12 protein-coding genes and 1 pseudogene are annotated in these 15056 nt (G+C 72.5%); 3 read left to right on the top strand and 10 right to left on the bottom strand.

Annotated features, from left to right (window positions below):
• Positions 1-132: 132 nt before the first annotated feature.
• Entirely contained in the window at positions 133-1632 is a 1500-nt protein-coding gene (gene hpnR / locus ACQZOG_RS21425; RefSeq protein WP_033275975.1) for a hopanoid C-3 methylase HpnR, read from the top strand.
• Positions 1633-1825: 193 nt separating this feature from the next.
• A complete protein-coding gene (locus ACQZOG_RS21420) occupies positions 1826-2428 on the top strand; it encodes a YceI family protein (protein ID WP_033275976.1) in 603 nt (200 codons plus the stop codon).
• Between the two features lie 100 nt (positions 2429-2528).
• On the opposite strand, the gene ACQZOG_RS21415 is transcribed toward ACQZOG_RS21420, so the two are convergent.
• The 7 genes from ACQZOG_RS21415 to ureA all read right to left on the bottom strand — a co-directional run bounded on the left by ACQZOG_RS21415 (position 2529) and on the right by ureA (position 10505).
• Positions 2529-3881 (bottom strand): hypothetical protein, encoded by a 1353-nt coding sequence (locus tag ACQZOG_RS21415; protein ID WP_033275977.1) that lies wholly within the window; start codon positions 3879-3881, stop codon positions 2529-2531.
• A gap of 88 nt (positions 3882-3969) precedes the next feature.
• On the bottom strand, positions 3970-5571 hold the full coding sequence (gene cimA, locus ACQZOG_RS21410) for a citramalate synthase (RefSeq protein WP_037641762.1): 1602 nt from the start codon (positions 5569-5571) through the stop codon (positions 3970-3972).
• A gap of 341 nt (positions 5572-5912) precedes the next feature.
• Positions 5913-6458, bottom strand: coding sequence for a TetR/AcrR family transcriptional regulator (locus ACQZOG_RS21405; protein WP_230229919.1), 546 nt, complete (start codon positions 6456-6458; stop codon positions 5913-5915).
• 56 nt (positions 6459-6514) lie between these two features.
• On the bottom strand, positions 6515-7006 hold the full coding sequence (locus ACQZOG_RS21400) for a hypothetical protein (RefSeq protein WP_430741727.1): 492 nt from the start codon (positions 7004-7006) through the stop codon (positions 6515-6517).
• Between the two features lie 9 nt (positions 7007-7015).
• Complete coding sequence (locus ACQZOG_RS21395; RefSeq protein WP_033275981.1) at positions 7016-8065, bottom strand: agmatine deiminase family protein; 1050 nt, start codon at positions 8063-8065, stop codon at positions 7016-7018.
• A gap of 8 nt (positions 8066-8073) precedes the next feature.
• The gene (locus ACQZOG_RS21390) at positions 8074-9786 is read right to left on the bottom strand and encodes an urease subunit alpha (RefSeq protein WP_359671587.1); all 1713 of its coding nucleotides are present in this window, start codon (positions 9784-9786) and stop codon (positions 8074-8076) included.
• A complete protein-coding gene (ureA, locus tag ACQZOG_RS21385; protein WP_037641756.1) occupies positions 9783-10505 on the bottom strand; it encodes an urease subunit gamma in 723 nt (240 codons plus the stop codon). The genes ACQZOG_RS21390 and ureA overlap by 4 nt, the downstream gene beginning before the upstream one ends.
• Positions 10506-10659: 154 nt before the next feature.
• On the opposite strand from ureA, the pseudogene ACQZOG_RS21380 reads away from it, so the two are divergent.
• A pseudogene (locus ACQZOG_RS21380) lies at positions 10660-12094 on the top strand (cytosine permease).
• A 50-nt stretch (positions 12095-12144) separates the two neighbouring features.
• Here the strand turns inward: ACQZOG_RS21380 and ACQZOG_RS21375 are convergent.
• The 3 genes from ACQZOG_RS21375 to ACQZOG_RS21365 all read right to left on the bottom strand — a co-directional run bounded on the left by ACQZOG_RS21375 (position 12145) and on the right by ACQZOG_RS21365 (position 14750).
• On the bottom strand, positions 12145-13233 hold the full coding sequence (locus tag ACQZOG_RS21375) for a branched-chain amino acid aminotransferase (RefSeq protein ID WP_033275985.1): 1089 nt from the start codon (positions 13231-13233) through the stop codon (positions 12145-12147).
• A 252-nt stretch (positions 13234-13485) separates the two neighbouring features.
• Positions 13486-14529 (bottom strand): 3-isopropylmalate dehydrogenase, encoded by a 1044-nt coding sequence (locus tag ACQZOG_RS21370; RefSeq protein ID WP_380827649.1) that lies wholly within the window; start codon positions 14527-14529, stop codon positions 13486-13488.
• 89 nt (positions 14530-14618) lie between these two features.
• The gene (locus ACQZOG_RS21365) at positions 14619-14750 is read right to left on the bottom strand and encodes a hypothetical protein (RefSeq protein ID WP_093768038.1); all 132 of its coding nucleotides are present in this window, start codon (positions 14748-14750) and stop codon (positions 14619-14621) included.
• Positions 14751-15056: the final 306 nt, after the last annotated feature.

Here is a 15056-nt window from a genome sequence, read left to right as displayed (position 1 = left end):
TGGCGCGCCGCGCAACCACTCCTGCGTGCCGCCGGGTGGGCCATGCGGGCGTATGGGCAGTACGCGACCCGGCGGGCCGGGTTACGAAAGGGACGTCCCGCCCTGTTCCCGGCCCCGTGACGAGGTCCCCTCATGCGTCTGCTGCTCGTCCACCCCAGCGCCCTGATGTACTCCGAGATCTTCCTCAGGCTCGAGCCCCTGGGGCTGGAGCGCGTGGCCGGCGCCGCCCGCGAGGCGGGTCACGAGGTGAGGGTGGTCGACCTCCAGGTGCTGAGCGTGCGGCGGCTGCGCGACGAGGTGCGGTCGTTCCGCCCGGAGGCGCTGGGCATCTCGCTGAACTACCTGGCGAACATCCCCGAGGCGATCCGGCTGGCCGAGCGCGTCAAGGAGGAGCTGCCGGACTGCTTCGTGTTCCTCGGCGGCCACAGCGTCTCGTTCGTCGCCGAGGAGGTCATCGAGCAGGCGAAGGGCGCCGTGGACGCCGTGGTCCGGGGCGAGGGCGAGCCCGCCGTCGGGCCGCTGCTCGAGGCGGTGCGGGACGGCGGTGTGGACGGGGTGCCGGGTGTCGTCACGGCGTCGGGGCGCGGCCCCGCCCCGCTGATGCTGCACGGCATCGACGAGCCGCTGCCGGCCCGGGACCTGATGCGCGGCCGGCGCCGGTACTTCATCGGCGAGCTGGACCCGTGCGCGTCGATCGAGTTCACCCGCGGCTGTCCCTGGGACTGCTCGTTCTGCTCCGCGTGGACGTTCTACGGCCGCAGCTACCGCAAGGCGTCGCCCGAGGCGGCGGCGGAGGACCTGGCGCGGATCCGCGAGCCGAACGTGTTCATCGTCGACGACGTGGCCTTCATCCGGCCCGAGCACGGCAACGCGATCGCGGCCGAGGTGGAGCGGCGCGGCATCCGCAAGCAGTACTACCTGGAGACCCGCTCCGACGTGCTGCTGCGCCACCCGGAGGTGTTCGAGCGCTGGGCGCGGCTGGGGCTGCGGTACATGTTCCTCGGCATGGAGGCGATCGACGCCGAGGGGCTCGACCTGTACCGCAAGCGGGTCAGCCCGGACGAGAACCTGAAGGCGCTGGAGACGGCGCGGCGGATGGGCATCAGGGTCGCCATCAACCTGATCGTGGACCCGGCCTGGGACGAGGAGCGCTTCCGGGTGGTGCGGGAGTTCGCGATGGCCGTGCCGGAGATCGTGCACTTCACGGTGATGACGCCGTATCCGGGCACGGAGATCTGGCACACCGAGTCGCGGCGGCTCACCACCCGCGACTACCGGCTGTTCGACATCCAGCACGCGGTGGTGCCCACGACGCTGCCGCTGGACCGCTTCTACGAGGAGCTGGTGCGCACCCAGGCGGTCATCAACCGCAAGCATCTGGGGCTGCGCACGGCGTTCGGGGCGGCCCGGGTGCTGGCCAGGAACCTGGCGCACGGGCAGACGAACTTCGCCCGGATGCTGTGGAAGTTCAACCAGGTCTACAACCCGCGCCGGCAGCTCGCCGACCACGCGCGCCCGGTGCGTCACGAGCTGCCGCTCCCCCAGCGGCTCGACGTGGGCGACCGGCGCCAGCTGTACATCCACACCCGCGGCGCGACCCAGGGCGCCCCGACCCGCCGGGTGCCGGACTAGGGCCGGGCGGGCCGCTCGACCCCGGGCGCCCACACCCCGACCGCTCGTTCTCACTCGACGAGCGAACGGATCGCCACACCTTCCCCGAAAGATGTTGAACTTTGAAGGGAATGGGTCTACGGTGGGCCGCGTTGAGTAGTTGAACATTCAACGGGATCATCCCGTCCCCATCTCCGTCCCCAGGAGGAACACCATGGGTCTCTTCGGCCGCAAGGACGACGACAAGGGCGCCACCGACTCCGCGGTGAGCCCGGACCTGGCAGCGCTGACCGGCGACTACGAGCTCGACCCGGCGCACACCACCATCGGCTTCGTCGCGCGCCACGCGATGGTCACCAACGTGAAGGGCCACTTCGCGGACTTCACCGGGACGCTGCACCTCGACGGCGCCGACCCGAGCAACTCCACGGCCACCATCGACGTGGTGATGGACAGCATCGACACGGGCAACGCCGACCGCGACGGTCACCTGAAGAGCGCGGACTTCTTCAAGACCGACGAGTTCCCGACCATGACCTTCCGCTCCACCAAGGCGGAGGCCCTGGGCGGCGACGACTACCGCATCACCGGCGACCTGACCATCCTCGGCACCACCAGGCCGATCAGCATCGACCTGGAGTTCAACGGCGCCGCGAAGGACCCGTTCGGCAACGAGCGCGTCGGCTTCGAGGGCAAGGCCGAGATCTCGCGCGCCGAGTGGGGTCTGACCTGGAACGCGGCCCTGGAGACGGGCGGCATGCTGGTCTCCGACAAGATCAAGCTGGTCTTCGACATCTCGGCGATCCGCAAGGGCTGACGTCCCGCCGCACCCGAGAGCGCCCGCTCCTCCCCGTACGGGAGGGCGGGCGCTCGGCGTGTCCGGGGTGGGGACGGCAGGTCCGGGGCGCGCCCCCGGGTCAGAAGCCTCCGCCGAAGTCGCCGCCGCCTCCGAAGCCGCCGCCCCCGCCGAAGTCGCCGCCGCCGAACCCGCCGCCGAAGTCACCCGGGTCGAAGTCCGCGCCGGAGACGTCACCGCCCCCGTAGCCGCTGAAGTCGCCGTACCCGGCGCCGTAGTCCGACGCGTAGCCGGGGCCGGACATCATGCCGCCGAGCAGGGTGCCCACCAGCAGTCCGGGCAGCAGCCCGCCGCCGAAGTAGCCGCCGGCCCAGGGGCCGTACGCGGGTCCCGCCTCCCAGTAAGGGCGACGTCCGTACTCGGTGTCGACCTCGCGGACCGCGGGGTCGCGGCCCTCGGCCAGCCGGGCCTGGTCGGCCGCGCAGACCGGCACCTCGCGCTCCGCCCCGCCGGGCGGGGTCCACCGGACGTCGGCGACGGAAGGGCCGTGGCGCGGGTCGAAGAAGCACGGCGGACGGCGCTCCGGCACCGGCCTGCCCTCACGACGGGCGGCCAGGGACACGAGCGCGAACCGGCCGTCCTCCACGGCCTGGGTCACCGCCCGGACGTCCTCCGGTTTGGTCGCCGCCGCCATGTACGACTTGGCCTGTTCGTAGGCGTCCAGCGCGCGCGTGTAGTCCGCGCGCATGGCGTCGTCCGCGCCGGGCTCGCCCGGGTGGAAGTCGAGGCGGTCCAGTTCCTCGCCGAACGCGGTGATGTCCTCGTCCACCACGACGCGCAGCTTCTCCAGGGCGGCCGCCTGCTCCTCCTCGTGACGGCGCCTGCGGCGGCGGGTCACCGCGTACGCGCCCGCCCCGCCGGCCGCCACCAGCGCGCCGACCGTGATCAGCCCGCCGACGGGCACGTCGCCGGAGCCGTCGCTCCAGGAGTTGGGCGCCCCGCCTCCGATGCTGCGGATCGCGTTGTCGACGAAGTCGTTGAGCTGGGCCTTGGCGTCCCCGGCGCCCTGCACGGACCCGACCAGGTTGGACACGCCCTGCCGGCTGAGCACGCTGCTGTCGGCGCGGGCGTCGAACCGGTCGCCGAGGCGGACGCCGTACAGGCCCGTGACGCCCGTGTCGGTGCGCAGGTCGCGGAAGAGGTTCTGGGTGGGGAAGTCGGCCGGGAGGACGGCGACGAAGATGGGTTTGTCGGCGTCCTCGATCTTGTCGGCCAGGGCCTCGGCGTCGGACTCCGACAGGATGTCCCGGGCCTCGGGATCGACGTACACGGGGCTTTCGCGCAGCTTCTCGGCGACGACGGAGACGTCCGTGGCCGCCTGCGCCCCCGGCGTGCCGACCATCAGGACCGCCAGCAGGGCGGCCACCGGCACGAGCAGCAGACGTACGAGGGTGCGCATCGGTGCGGCCTTCATGTCTTCGACGCTACCGGAATACGCCGCGAAACGGACATCCGGACCGGAGGAAGTCCTTCTCCCCCTCCGGCCCGGATGCCTCAGGACCTCAGGCGGGCTCCACCCCGGCGCGCAGCAGCCCGTAGGCGTAGGCGTCCTCGAGCGCCTGCCAGGAGGCGGCGATGACGTTCTCCGCGACGCCGACGGTCGACCACTCCCCCGCACCGTCGGAGGTGGAGATCAGCACCCGGGTCGTGGACTGGGTGCCGTGCTTGCCCTCCAGGATGCGGACCTTGTAGTCGACGAGCTCCAGCTTGGCGAGCTGCGGGTAGATCCGCTCCAGGGCGACGCGCAGGGCCCGGTCGAGGGCGTTGACCGGGCCGTTGCCCTCCGCGGTGGCGACGATGCGCTCGCTCTTGGCCCACAGCTTCACCGTGGCCTCGTTGGCGTGGGTGCCGTCGGGGCGGTCCTCGACGATCGCGCGCCAGGACTCGACCTCGAAGTACTTCAGCGGCCCGCCCTCGACCTCGGAGCGCAGCAGCAGTTCGAAGGAGGCGTCGGCGGCCTCGTAGGTATAGCCCTCGAGCTCGCGCTCCTTGACCCGCTCCACGACCCGGCCGACCAGTTCGCGGTCGCCGCCGAGGTCGATGCCGAGCTCCTTGCCCTTGAGCTCGATGGAGGCGCGGCCGGCCATGTCGGAGACCAGCATCCGCATGGTGTTGCCGACCTGCTCGGGGTCGATGTGCTGGTACAGGTCGGGGTCGACCTTGATCGCGGAGGCGTGGAGCCCGGCCTTGTGGGCGAAGGCGGAGACGCCGACGTAGGGCTGGTGGGTGGAGGGGGTGAGGTTGACGACCTCGGCGATGGCGTGGGAGATGCGGGTCATCTCGCGCAGCCGGCCCTCGGGGAGGACCTTCTTGCCGTACTTCAGCTCCAGGGCCGCGACGACCGGGAACAGGTTGGCGTTGCCGACCCGCTCGCCGTAGCCGTTGGCGGTGCACTGGACGTGCGTGGCGCCCGCGTCGACGGCGGCGAGGGTGTTGGCGACCGCGCAGCCGGTGTCGTCCTGGGCGTGGATGCCGAGCCGGGCGCCGGTGTCGGCGAGGACGGTGGCGACCACGGCCTGGATCTGCGCGGGGAGCATGCCGCCGTTGGTGTCGCAGAGGATCACCACGTCGGCGCCGGCCTCGTGGGCGGTGCGCACGACGGCCTTGGCGTACGCAGGGTTGGCGCGGTAGCCGTCGAAGAAGTGCTCGCAGTCGACGAAGACGCGGCGGCCCTGGGAGCGGAGGTGGGAGACGGTGTCGCGGACCATCTCCAGGTTTTCGTCGAGGGTGGTGCGCAGGGCGAGCTCGACGTGCCGGTCGTGGGACTTGGCGACCAGCGTGATCACCGGCGCGCCGGAGTCGAGGAGCGCCTTGACCTGCGGGTCCCGGTCGGCGGTGGTGCCGGCGCGGCGGGTGGCGCCGAAGGCGACCAGCTGGGCGTGGCGGAACTCGATCTCCTGCCGGGCGCGGGCGAAGAACTCGGTGTCGCGGGGGTTCGCGCCGGGCCAGCCGCCCTCGATGAAGCCCACGCCGAACTCGTCCAGGTGCCGTGCGATGGCCAGCTTGTCGGCGACCGTGAGGTTGATGCCCTCGCGCTGGGCGCCGTCGCGCAGGGTGGTGTCGAAGACGTGGAACGAGTCGTCGGGCTCGCTGGTTGCGGTCATGGTCTGAAGGCTCCTGTATTGGATCTCGGTCTACCGGAATGACCGGTTCCACCGTTCCCCCATGGTCCCTCGCGCCCGGTTCCCGGCTGCAGGTGGGCCGAGAAACAGAAAAACCTCTCGCGGGTGCGAGAGGTCTGCGCGCGGGTCGAGGACGACGGTGTCCGCCCGTACGGTGTCGTACGTGCGGTCACTGCGGACCGGCGCGCCTGCTGCCAATAATCGTGGCGAACGAGAGCACGGGGGGATTTTGGCACAACCCGCCCGCCCGCTCACCGCCCGTCTCAGGATGCGGGCGCCCGGCCCGCCGCGGTGAGACGCGGGCGGCGCTTTCCGGCCGGGGCTCAGGCGCCCGCGGCCAGCGTCTCGTCGAGGAACTCCCGTACGTGGCCGAGGACCTGGGGCCGGCCCGTGCCACGCAGTCCGATCGCCACGTGGATGGCGAGACCGTCGAGCAGGGCGCGCAGCCGGACGGCGTAACGGTCGGCGTCCACCGGGCGGAACTCGCCCCGCGAGACGCCCTCGGCGAGCAGCGCCACCAGGTCCCGGTGCCAGGCTCCCTCGATGGCGGCCTGCCGGTCGCGCGCCTCGGCCTGCGCGTTCTGCGAGCGGTTCCACACCTCCAGCCACAGCGTCCAGTGCGGGTCGCGGTGCCCGTCGGGCACGTACAGCTCGACGTAGCCGTCGAGGCGCTCGCGGGCGGTGCCCGGCCGCGCGAGCAGCCGCGCCCGCTCCGCCCCGAGCCGCCCCTCGCTCCACTCCAGGGTGCGCAGCAGCAGCTCGTCCTTGGACCGGAAGTAGTAGAGCAGGTGCCCGCTGCTCATCCCGACCTCCCGCCCGAGCGCGGCCATGGTGAGCTTCTCCAGCCCTCGCTCGGCGATCATCGCCATGGCGGCGGCGAGCACGTCCTCCCGGGGCGGCGCGGGGGTCCGGCGCCGGGGGGCGGTCACGGGGCGGCCTCCACCCGGACGGCGTCCGGGAGCAGTCCGGTCTCGTAGCCGCTGCAGCAGTCCGCGCACACGATCGCCGCCTCCGCCCCGCACGCACAGACGTGATCGACCCCCTTGTGGCCGTCGGGACCGCAGCACCCGCTGAGGCGGTCCGAGTCGGGATGCGGGCGGATGTTCACGACGTCGTCCGGGTGCAGCACATAGGTGCCGCGCGGCCCCGCGGAGACCAGGGAGCCCCGCTCGTCGGACATCCACATGCCGCCGGGCACGACACCGTCGTACTCCGCGTCGGGGTCGGCCGGGACGAACGGAGCCCCGAAGGGCAGCGGATCGACGACGTACGTCCCGCGCGGGACGCTCGGCGGGCCGTGCCGGCGGCCGTCCGGGCCCGGGAGCCCGTCCCGGCCCGGGTACGCGGGCATCTCGTCGAGTCGGCCGACCGGTTCGGTCAGCCGGGTCCCGCAGGTGGCGCAGAGCAGTACGTTCACCCGTACGTTCTACCGGACCGGCGTGCGCGGCTGTTGCTGGGTGATGCAGTGGATGCCGCCGCCGGCCGCGAAGACCGGGCGGGCGTCGACCTGGGTGACCGTGCGGGCGGGGAAGAGGCGGCGGAAGAGGGCGGCCGCCTCGTCGTCGCGGGGGTCGTCGAAGGCGCACAGGACCACGCCGTCGTTGCACAGGTAGTGGTTGATGTAGGAGTAGTCGGCCCAGTGGCCGTCGGCCTCCAGCACGGTGGGGGCGGGTACCGGCACGACCTCCAGGGGGCGGCCGAGGGCGTCGGTCGCGGAGCGGAGGATGCCGATCACCTCCTCGGTCACCTCGTGGTCGGGGTGGGCCGGGTCCGGCTGGTGGTGGGCGACGACCACGCCGGGCCGGGCGAAGGCCGCGACGATGTCGACGTGCCCCAGGGTGCCGAAGCCGTACGGCGGATAGTCGGCGGTGAGGCCGCGCGGCAGCCAGATCGCCTTGCGGGTGCCGAGGTGGGCGTGGATCTCCGCCTCGACCTCCTCCCGCGTCCGGCCGGGGTTGCGTTCGGGGCCGAGCTGGACGGTCTCGGTGAGCAGGACGGTGCCCTCCCCGTCGACGTGGATCCCGCCGCCCTCGTTGACGAGGTCCGTGGCGTACGTCCGCGCCCCGGCGAGGTCGGCGACGTACGCGGCGATCTTCGCGTCGTGGTCCCAGCGCGCCCACTCCTGGGCGCCCCAGCCGTTGAACGTCCAGTCCACGGCCGCCAGCCGGCCGGCGCCGTCGGTGAGGAAGGTGGGCCCGGCGTCCCGCATCCAGGCGTCGTCGAGGTCCCGCTCGACGGTGTCGACGCCGGGCCCGAGCAGCTCGCGCGCCTGCGCCGACTGTCCGGGTCCGCACACCACCGTGACCGGTTCGAAGCGGCGCACGGCACGGGCGACCTGGGCCCAGGCGGTGCGGGCGGCGGTGAGGGCGCCGGGGTCGGCGAAGGTGGGGTTGGGTCCTGGCCAGGCCATCCAGGTGCGCTCGTGCGGGGTCCACTCGGCGGGCATGCGGAAGCCGTCGGCGGCGGGCGTGTTCATCCGGTTCCTCAGAGGAAGTAGAGGCGGTTGAGAGAGACCGAGCCGGCGGGCTCGGAGCGCAGCGGCTCCCCGTCGAGGGTGACCAGACCGGTGCGGGGGTCGACGTCGACGGCGCCGGTGCGGGAGTTGCGCAGCAGGTCGGCGGGGCCGATGCCGCGGGTGCCGCGCACGGCGACGCGGCGGCGCCGGGTGGGCATCGTGTCGTGGCCCTGCTCGACGGCGGCGCGGGCGGTGAACGCCACCGACAGCTCGGCGGGCGTGGCGCCGTACGCGCCGAACTGCGGTCCGAGCACCAGGGGTTCGCAGGTGTCGGTGGCCGCGTTGGGGTCGCCGGTGACGCCGTACGCGGGGAAGCCCGCCTTGAGAACGAGCTGCGGCTTGGCGCCGAAGTATTCCGGACGCCACAGCACGATGTCGGCGAGCTTGCCCGGTTCGAGGGAGCCGACCTCGTGGGCGAGGCCGTGCGCGATCGCCGGGTTGACGGTGAGTTTGGCGATGTAGCGCAGCACCCGCTCGTTGTCGTCGTCTCCGTCCGCGCCCAGCTCGGCCTTCATCTTCCCGGCCATGGCGAAGGTACGGCGGACGGTCTCCCCGGCGCGGCCCATGCCCTGCGCGTCGGAGGAGGTGATGCCGATGGCGCCCAGGTCGTGCAGGACGTCCTCGGCGCCCATGGTTCCGGCCCGGATGCGGTCACGGGCCATCGCGGCGTCACCCGGCAGGTCCGGCTTGAGGCCGTGGACGGAGACGATCATGCCGTGGTGCTCGGCGACCGCGTCCCGGCCGAAGGGCAGCGTGGGGTTGGTGGAGGAGCCGATGACGTTCGGCACGCCCGCCATCATCAGCACGTTGGGGACGTGCCCCCCGCCGCAGCCCTCGATGTGGAAGGCGTGCACGGTGCGGCCCTCCAGTGCGCGCAGGGTGTCCTCCACGGACAGGCACTCGTTCAGGCCGTCGCTGTGCAGGGCCACCTGGACGTCGTGCTCCTCGGCGACGCGCAGCGCGGTGTCCAGGGCGCGGGTGTGGGCGCCCATGTCCTCGTGCACCTTGAAGCCGCACGCCCCGCCCTCGGCGAGCGCCTCGACCAGCGGGGCCTCGTGCGAGGACGAACCCCGGCCGAGGAACCCGATGTTGACGGGCCAGGCGTCGAAGGCGGAGAACGCGTGGCGCAGCGCCCAGGGCGAGTTGACGCCGACACCCCACACCGGGCCGAACTCCTGCCCGATGACCGTGGTCACCCCGGAGGCGAGGGACGCCTCCATGACGCGCGGCGACAGCAGGTGGACGTGGGTGTCGACCGCGCCGGCGGTGGCGATGAGCCCTTCGCCGGAGACGATCGTGGTGCCGGTGCCGACGACGACGTCCACGCCGTCGAGGGTGTCGGGGTTCCCGGCGCGCCCGACCGCGCTGATCCGCCCCTCCCGGATGCCGACGGACACCTTCCGGATGCCGAGGACCGCGTCGATCACGACCACGTTGCTGATGACGACGTCGCAGGTCTCGCGCACGGAGGCGGCCTTGAGGTGCAGTCCGTCGCGGGCGGTCTTGCCGAACCCGGCGAGGAACTCGTCGCCGTACCGCTGGGCGTCGGACTCCACCCGGATCACCAGACCCGAGTCGCCGAGGCGGAGCCGGTCGCCGGCGCGGGGGCCGTGGGTGGCGGCGTAGGCGTGCGGGTCGAGGCCGTCGTACTCGCCGGCCTCGCGGCCGAGGGTGCGGCTCATCGCGTCGCTCCTTCCGGACCGTCGGGGCGGTCGTCGTCGGGGGCGGTGGCCCCCAGGTAGCCGCAGGCGGCCGCGCGGCGCAGCGCCTCCGCCTCGGCGCCGGGCGCGTCCAGCGGGCCGTCGACGAGTCCGGCGAAGCCGACGGCGACGCGGTCCCCGCCCATCGGCACGAGACCGACCTGCCGGGTCTCGCCGGGGCCGAAGCGCACGGACGACCCGGCGGGCACCGCGAGCCGCATGCCGTAGGCCTCGGCGCGGGGGAAGTCGAGGCGCGGGTTGGCCTCGAAGAAGTGGAAGTGGGAGGTGACCGAGACGGGTACGGCGGCCGTGTTGGTGACGGTCACCGTCGCCACGGGCGCGGGTTCGTCGTGCGGTGGTCCTGGCAGCAGCGCGCCCGGGGCGTCCTCGCCCGGTCCGCCGCCGATGGGGTCGGTGACGACCGCCAGCCGGGAGCCGTCGTCGAACACGGCCTCCACGTGCACCTCGGTGACCACGCCGGCCACCCCGGGCAGCACGTCGTCCGGGCCGAGCACCGAGCGGGCCCGCTCGACGGCCTCCGCGAGGCGCGCACCGTCCCGGGCGGCCTCGCAGACGGTGTCGGCGATCAGCGCCGTCGCCTCGGGGACGTTCAGCCTGAGTCCCCGGGCACGGCGGGCCCGGGCGAGCTCGGCCGCGCCGAAGAGCAGCAGCCGGTCGCGTTCCGTCGGGGTCAGTCTCACGCCGTGAACACCTCCTTGCCTTCCCTCGTCCCGAAATTAGAGCATCACTCTAAACCCGAGCCGAGAGGAACGGAACCATTGACGTAAGCGCGGGGAGAAGTCACATTGAACGTCACTCAAACGTTGTCGACGCACTGTTGAAGGGGAGCTGCCCATGCCGAGGGAACTGCGCGGAGTCGACACCATTCCCGAGGCGGAACGCACCAGCGGCCCGCGCGACCTCGTCTCGATCCTGCTGGGCTCCAACCTCTGCCTGGGCGTGATCGTCTTCGGCTGGCTGCCGCCGTCCTTCGGTCTGGACTGGTGGTCGTCCGTCACCTCGGTGGTGGCCGGCACCGTCGTGGGCACGCTGTTCACGGCCCCGCTGGCCCTGGTCTCGCTGCGCACCGCGACCAACCTGTCCACCTCGTCCGGCGCGCAGTTCGGCGTGCGGGGGCGGCTGGTGGGGTCGGTGGTGGGGCTGCTGCTGGCGCTCGGCTACACCGCGCTGACCGTGTGGATCGGCGGGGACGTGATGGTGGGCGTGCTCGGGCGGCTCTTCGGGCTTCCGGCCGACGGGACGGCGTACACCGTGGTCTACGCGCTGCTCGCGGCGGCGACGGTGGCGGGCGCGGTGTACGGGTACCGGGTGCTGCTCGCCATGTCCCGGGTGCTGGCGTTCGGCATGACGGCGCTGCTGGTGCTGGGCGTGTTCGCGTACGCGCCGCACTTCACCACCGAGGCGCTGCCGGAGACCGGCGGCTACCTGCTGGACGGTTACTGGCCGACGTGGCTGCTGGCCGCGGTCGCCGCGGGACTGTCCGGGCCGATCGCCTTCATCACCCTGCTCGGCGACTACACCCGCTACATCTCCCCCGCCCGCTTCTCCTCCCGGCGCGTGCTGCGGGCGACCTGGCTGGGGCTGCTCCTGGGCCTGCTGGTGCCGCAGCTGTTCGGCACGTTCACCGCGTACGCGGCCCGCGCCGCCCTCGACTACGCCGGGCCGCTGGTCGACGCGGCGCCCGGCTGGTACCTGCTGCCGCTGCTGCTGGCCGCGTCCGCGGGGTCGGTGGGGAACGCGGGGCTGATGCTGTACTCGATGGGGCTGGACCTGGACGCGATCCTGCCGCGCGCGTCCCGGACGACGGCGACGTACGTCGTCGCGGCCGTCGCCACGGTCTGCGTCTTCGCCGGCCACCATCTCTCGACCGCGCAGGACGCGATGACGTCGTTCGTGCTGCTGCTCACGGCCGTGGGCACGCCGTGGGCGGTGATCACCCTGATCGGCTCGGTCCGCTGCGGAGGGGGTCTACGACGCGGACGCCCTCCAGGTCTTCAACCGCCGGGCGCGGGGCGGGGCGTACTGGTACACGGCCGGCTGGAACATCCCGGCGACGGCCTCCTGGGCCCTGGGCTCGCTCGTCGGCCTCCTGGCCGTCTCCCTGCCCTCCTACGAGGGCCCCCTGGTCGCCCTGACGGGAGGGGTGGACGCGAGCTTCCTGCTGTCGGGCGCGGTGGGCGGGGCGGCGTACGCCCTGGCGACGCGCCGCGCCCGGGAGGTCACGGCGCCCGTGACGCCCGTCCGGGCGCCGGCGGACGAGCGGGTCTGAGCCGTACAGGTACGAGGGGTCCGGGGCCGCGGCCCCGGACCCCTCGTCCGTCAGGCCAGCTTGTGCATCCAGCCGTGCTTGTCCTCGACCGTGCCACGCTGGATGTCGAGGAGGGCCTGGCGGAGGCGGGAGGTGACCTCGCCCGGTTCGCCGTCGCCCTGCCGCCACTCGCCGCTCGCGCGCTTCACCGTGCCGACGGGCGTGATCACGGCCGCCGTGCCGCAGGCGAACACCTCGGTCAGCGTGCCGTTCTCCGAGTCGCGCTGCCACTGCTCGACCGACACGCGCTCCTCGACCGCCTCGTAGCCGAGGTCGCGGGCGACGCCCAGCAGGGAGTCACGGGTGACGCCCTCCAGGATGGACCCGGAGAGGGCCGGCGTGACGATCTTGTTCCCGTACACGAAGTACAGGTTCATGCCGCCCAGCTCCTCGACCCACGTGTGCTCGACGGCGTCGAGGTAGCAGACCTGGTCGCAGCCCTTGGCGGCCGCCTCGGCCTGCGCGAGCAGGGAGGCCGCGTAGTTGCCGCCGGTCTTGGCGTCGCCCATGCCGCCGGGGACGGCGCGGACACGGTCCTCGGAGACCCAGATGGAGACCGGCTTCACGCCGCCCGGGAAGTAGGCGCCGGCCGGGGAGGCGATCACCAGGAACAGGTACTCGTTGGCCGGCTTCACGCCCAGCCCGACCTCGGTCGCGATCATGAAGGGCCGCAGGTAGAGGGACTCCTCGCCGCCGTGCGCGGGCACCCACGCCTGGTCCTGGGCGACCAGGGCGTCGCACGCCTCGATGAACGTCTCGACCGGAAGCTCCGGCATGGCGAGACGACGGGCGGAGCGCTGGAACCGCTCGGCGTTCTTCTCGGGGCGGAACGTGGCGACGGACCCGTCGGGCTGCCGGTAGGCCTTGAGGCCCTCGAAGATCTCCTGCGCGTAGTGCAGCACCGTGGTCGCCGGGTCGAGGGAGATCGGCGCGTACGGGACGAGCTGGCCGTCGTGCCAGCCGCGGCCCTCGGTCCACTTGATCGTCACCATGTGGTCGGTGAAGTGGCGGCCGAAGCCGGGGTTGGCCAGGATCGCCTCGCGCTCCGCGTCGGAGAGCGGGTGGGCCGAGGGCTTGAGCTCGATCGTGGGCGTCGTCATGAGTGGTTGTCCTTCACCGGTTGTAGTGACGGGCCGCGCACACGCCCGTACGGCCTGTGGCCAGTACCAGGACGTCCGAGCATTCCCTCAATCCGCGGCTCCGCGTTCGATTATCGCCCGGCGGAGGCGGCGGAAGAAACAGGGTGAATGCGGCCCGGTGGTCGTTGACGCCACACCCGGCGGCGGACACGTCGAAGCCGCCGGGTGCGGATGCGACCCGGCGGCTTCGAGTGTGTCGAGGTGGGCGCCGGGTCAGCCGGCTACTCGTGCGGCGAGGGCGTCGCCGATCTGAGAGGTGCCGCGGGCGGGCAGGCCGCCGCGCTCCGCGAGGTCGGCGGAGACGGCGTCCTCGATGCGGGCGGCCTCGGCGTCGTGGCCGAGGTGGCGCAGCAGGAGGGCGACGGACAGGACGGTGGCGGTGGGGTCCGCCTTGCCCTGTCCGGCGATGTCCGGGGCGGAGCCGTGCACGGGCTCGAACATGGACGGGAAGTCACGGCTCGGGTTGATGTTGCCGGAGGCCGCGACGCCGATGCCGCCGGAGACGGCCGCGGCGAGGTCGGTGATGATGTCGCCGAAGAGGTTGTCGGTGACGATCACGTCGAACCGGCCGGGGTCGGTGACCAGGTAGATGGTCGCGGCGTCGACGTGGATGTAGTCGGTGGTGACGTCCGGGTACTCCGCGGCCACCTTGTTGAAGATGTTCGTCCACAGGTGGCCGGCGAAGGTCAGCACGTTGTTCTTGTGGACCAGCGTCAGCTTCTTGCGCGGGCGGGCCTGGGCGCGGGCGAAGGCGTCGCGGACCACGCGCTCGACACCGAAGGCCGTGTTGACGGAGACCTCGGTGGCGACCTCGTGCTCGGTGCCCTTGCGGATGGTGCCGCCGTTACCCGTGTAGGGGCCCTCGGTGCCCTCGCGGACGACCACGAAGTCGATCTCGGGCTGCCCGGCGAGCGGGGTGGCGACGCCCGGCAGGAGCTTGGACGGGCGCAGGTTGACGTGGTGGTCGAACGCGAAGCGGAGCTTCAGCAGGAAGCCCCGCTCGAGGACGCCTGACGGGACGCTCGGGTCGCCGATGGCGCCGAGCAGGATCGCGTCGTGCTGCTTGAGCGCGTCGAGGTCGGCGTCGGTGAGGGTCTCACCGGTGGCGTGGTAGCGCCGGGCGCCGAAGTCGTAGTCCTTGGTCTCCAGCTTCACATCCTGCGGAAGGACGGCGGAGAGGACCTTCAGGCCTTCGGCCACGACCTCCTGGCCGATGCCGTCACCGGGGATCACTGCGAGATCGATGCTGCGAGACATGCGGGCACCCTACTCCTCGTCCCACGGGATGACATACGACGTCCGGCATACGGACAGCGCGGGCGTGTCAGGCACCGGCCGGCGGCTGCTCAGTGGCCGGTCGAACCGCCGTTGTCCCGGCGGTCGAGGGCGCGCTGCAGGGCTGCGGCGGCGTTCTTGCGGTCGCTCTCGGCGCTGCGGACGGAGCGGCGGACACGGCGGCGGGCGGTCGTCTCGGGCATGGCGGATCGACTCCTTCGGAAAGACGCGCGGACTCGAAGATGCGCGGAGGGTGACGAGACGCCGGAAGGGGCGGGGAGCCACGGCCGCAGGGGTCGCCTGCACGGGGCCTGCTCACAACCGCCGTTCGCTGGATCGAGCGATGCGTTCGGCTCCTACAAAAGTAAGGGCGCCGCCCGCATCTGTCTGCACAATTACTTGGGCTTCCTACTATCTGAGACGGTGGAGTGGGTCACACCCGCCTGACCTGGTGCTTTCCCGGATACGGACACACGAACGGGCCAGGTCGGGGGGTGACCTGGCCCGTT

The organism is Streptomyces sp. P13-3-3 (genome assembly GCF_050571355.1).
In the GTDB taxonomy this organism is placed as follows: Bacteria; Actinomycetota; Actinomycetes; order Streptomycetales; family Streptomycetaceae; genus Streptomyces; species Streptomyces althioticus.
Note: the sequence above shows the minus strand (reverse complement) of the source record. Positions and strands in the feature narration are given on the sequence as shown.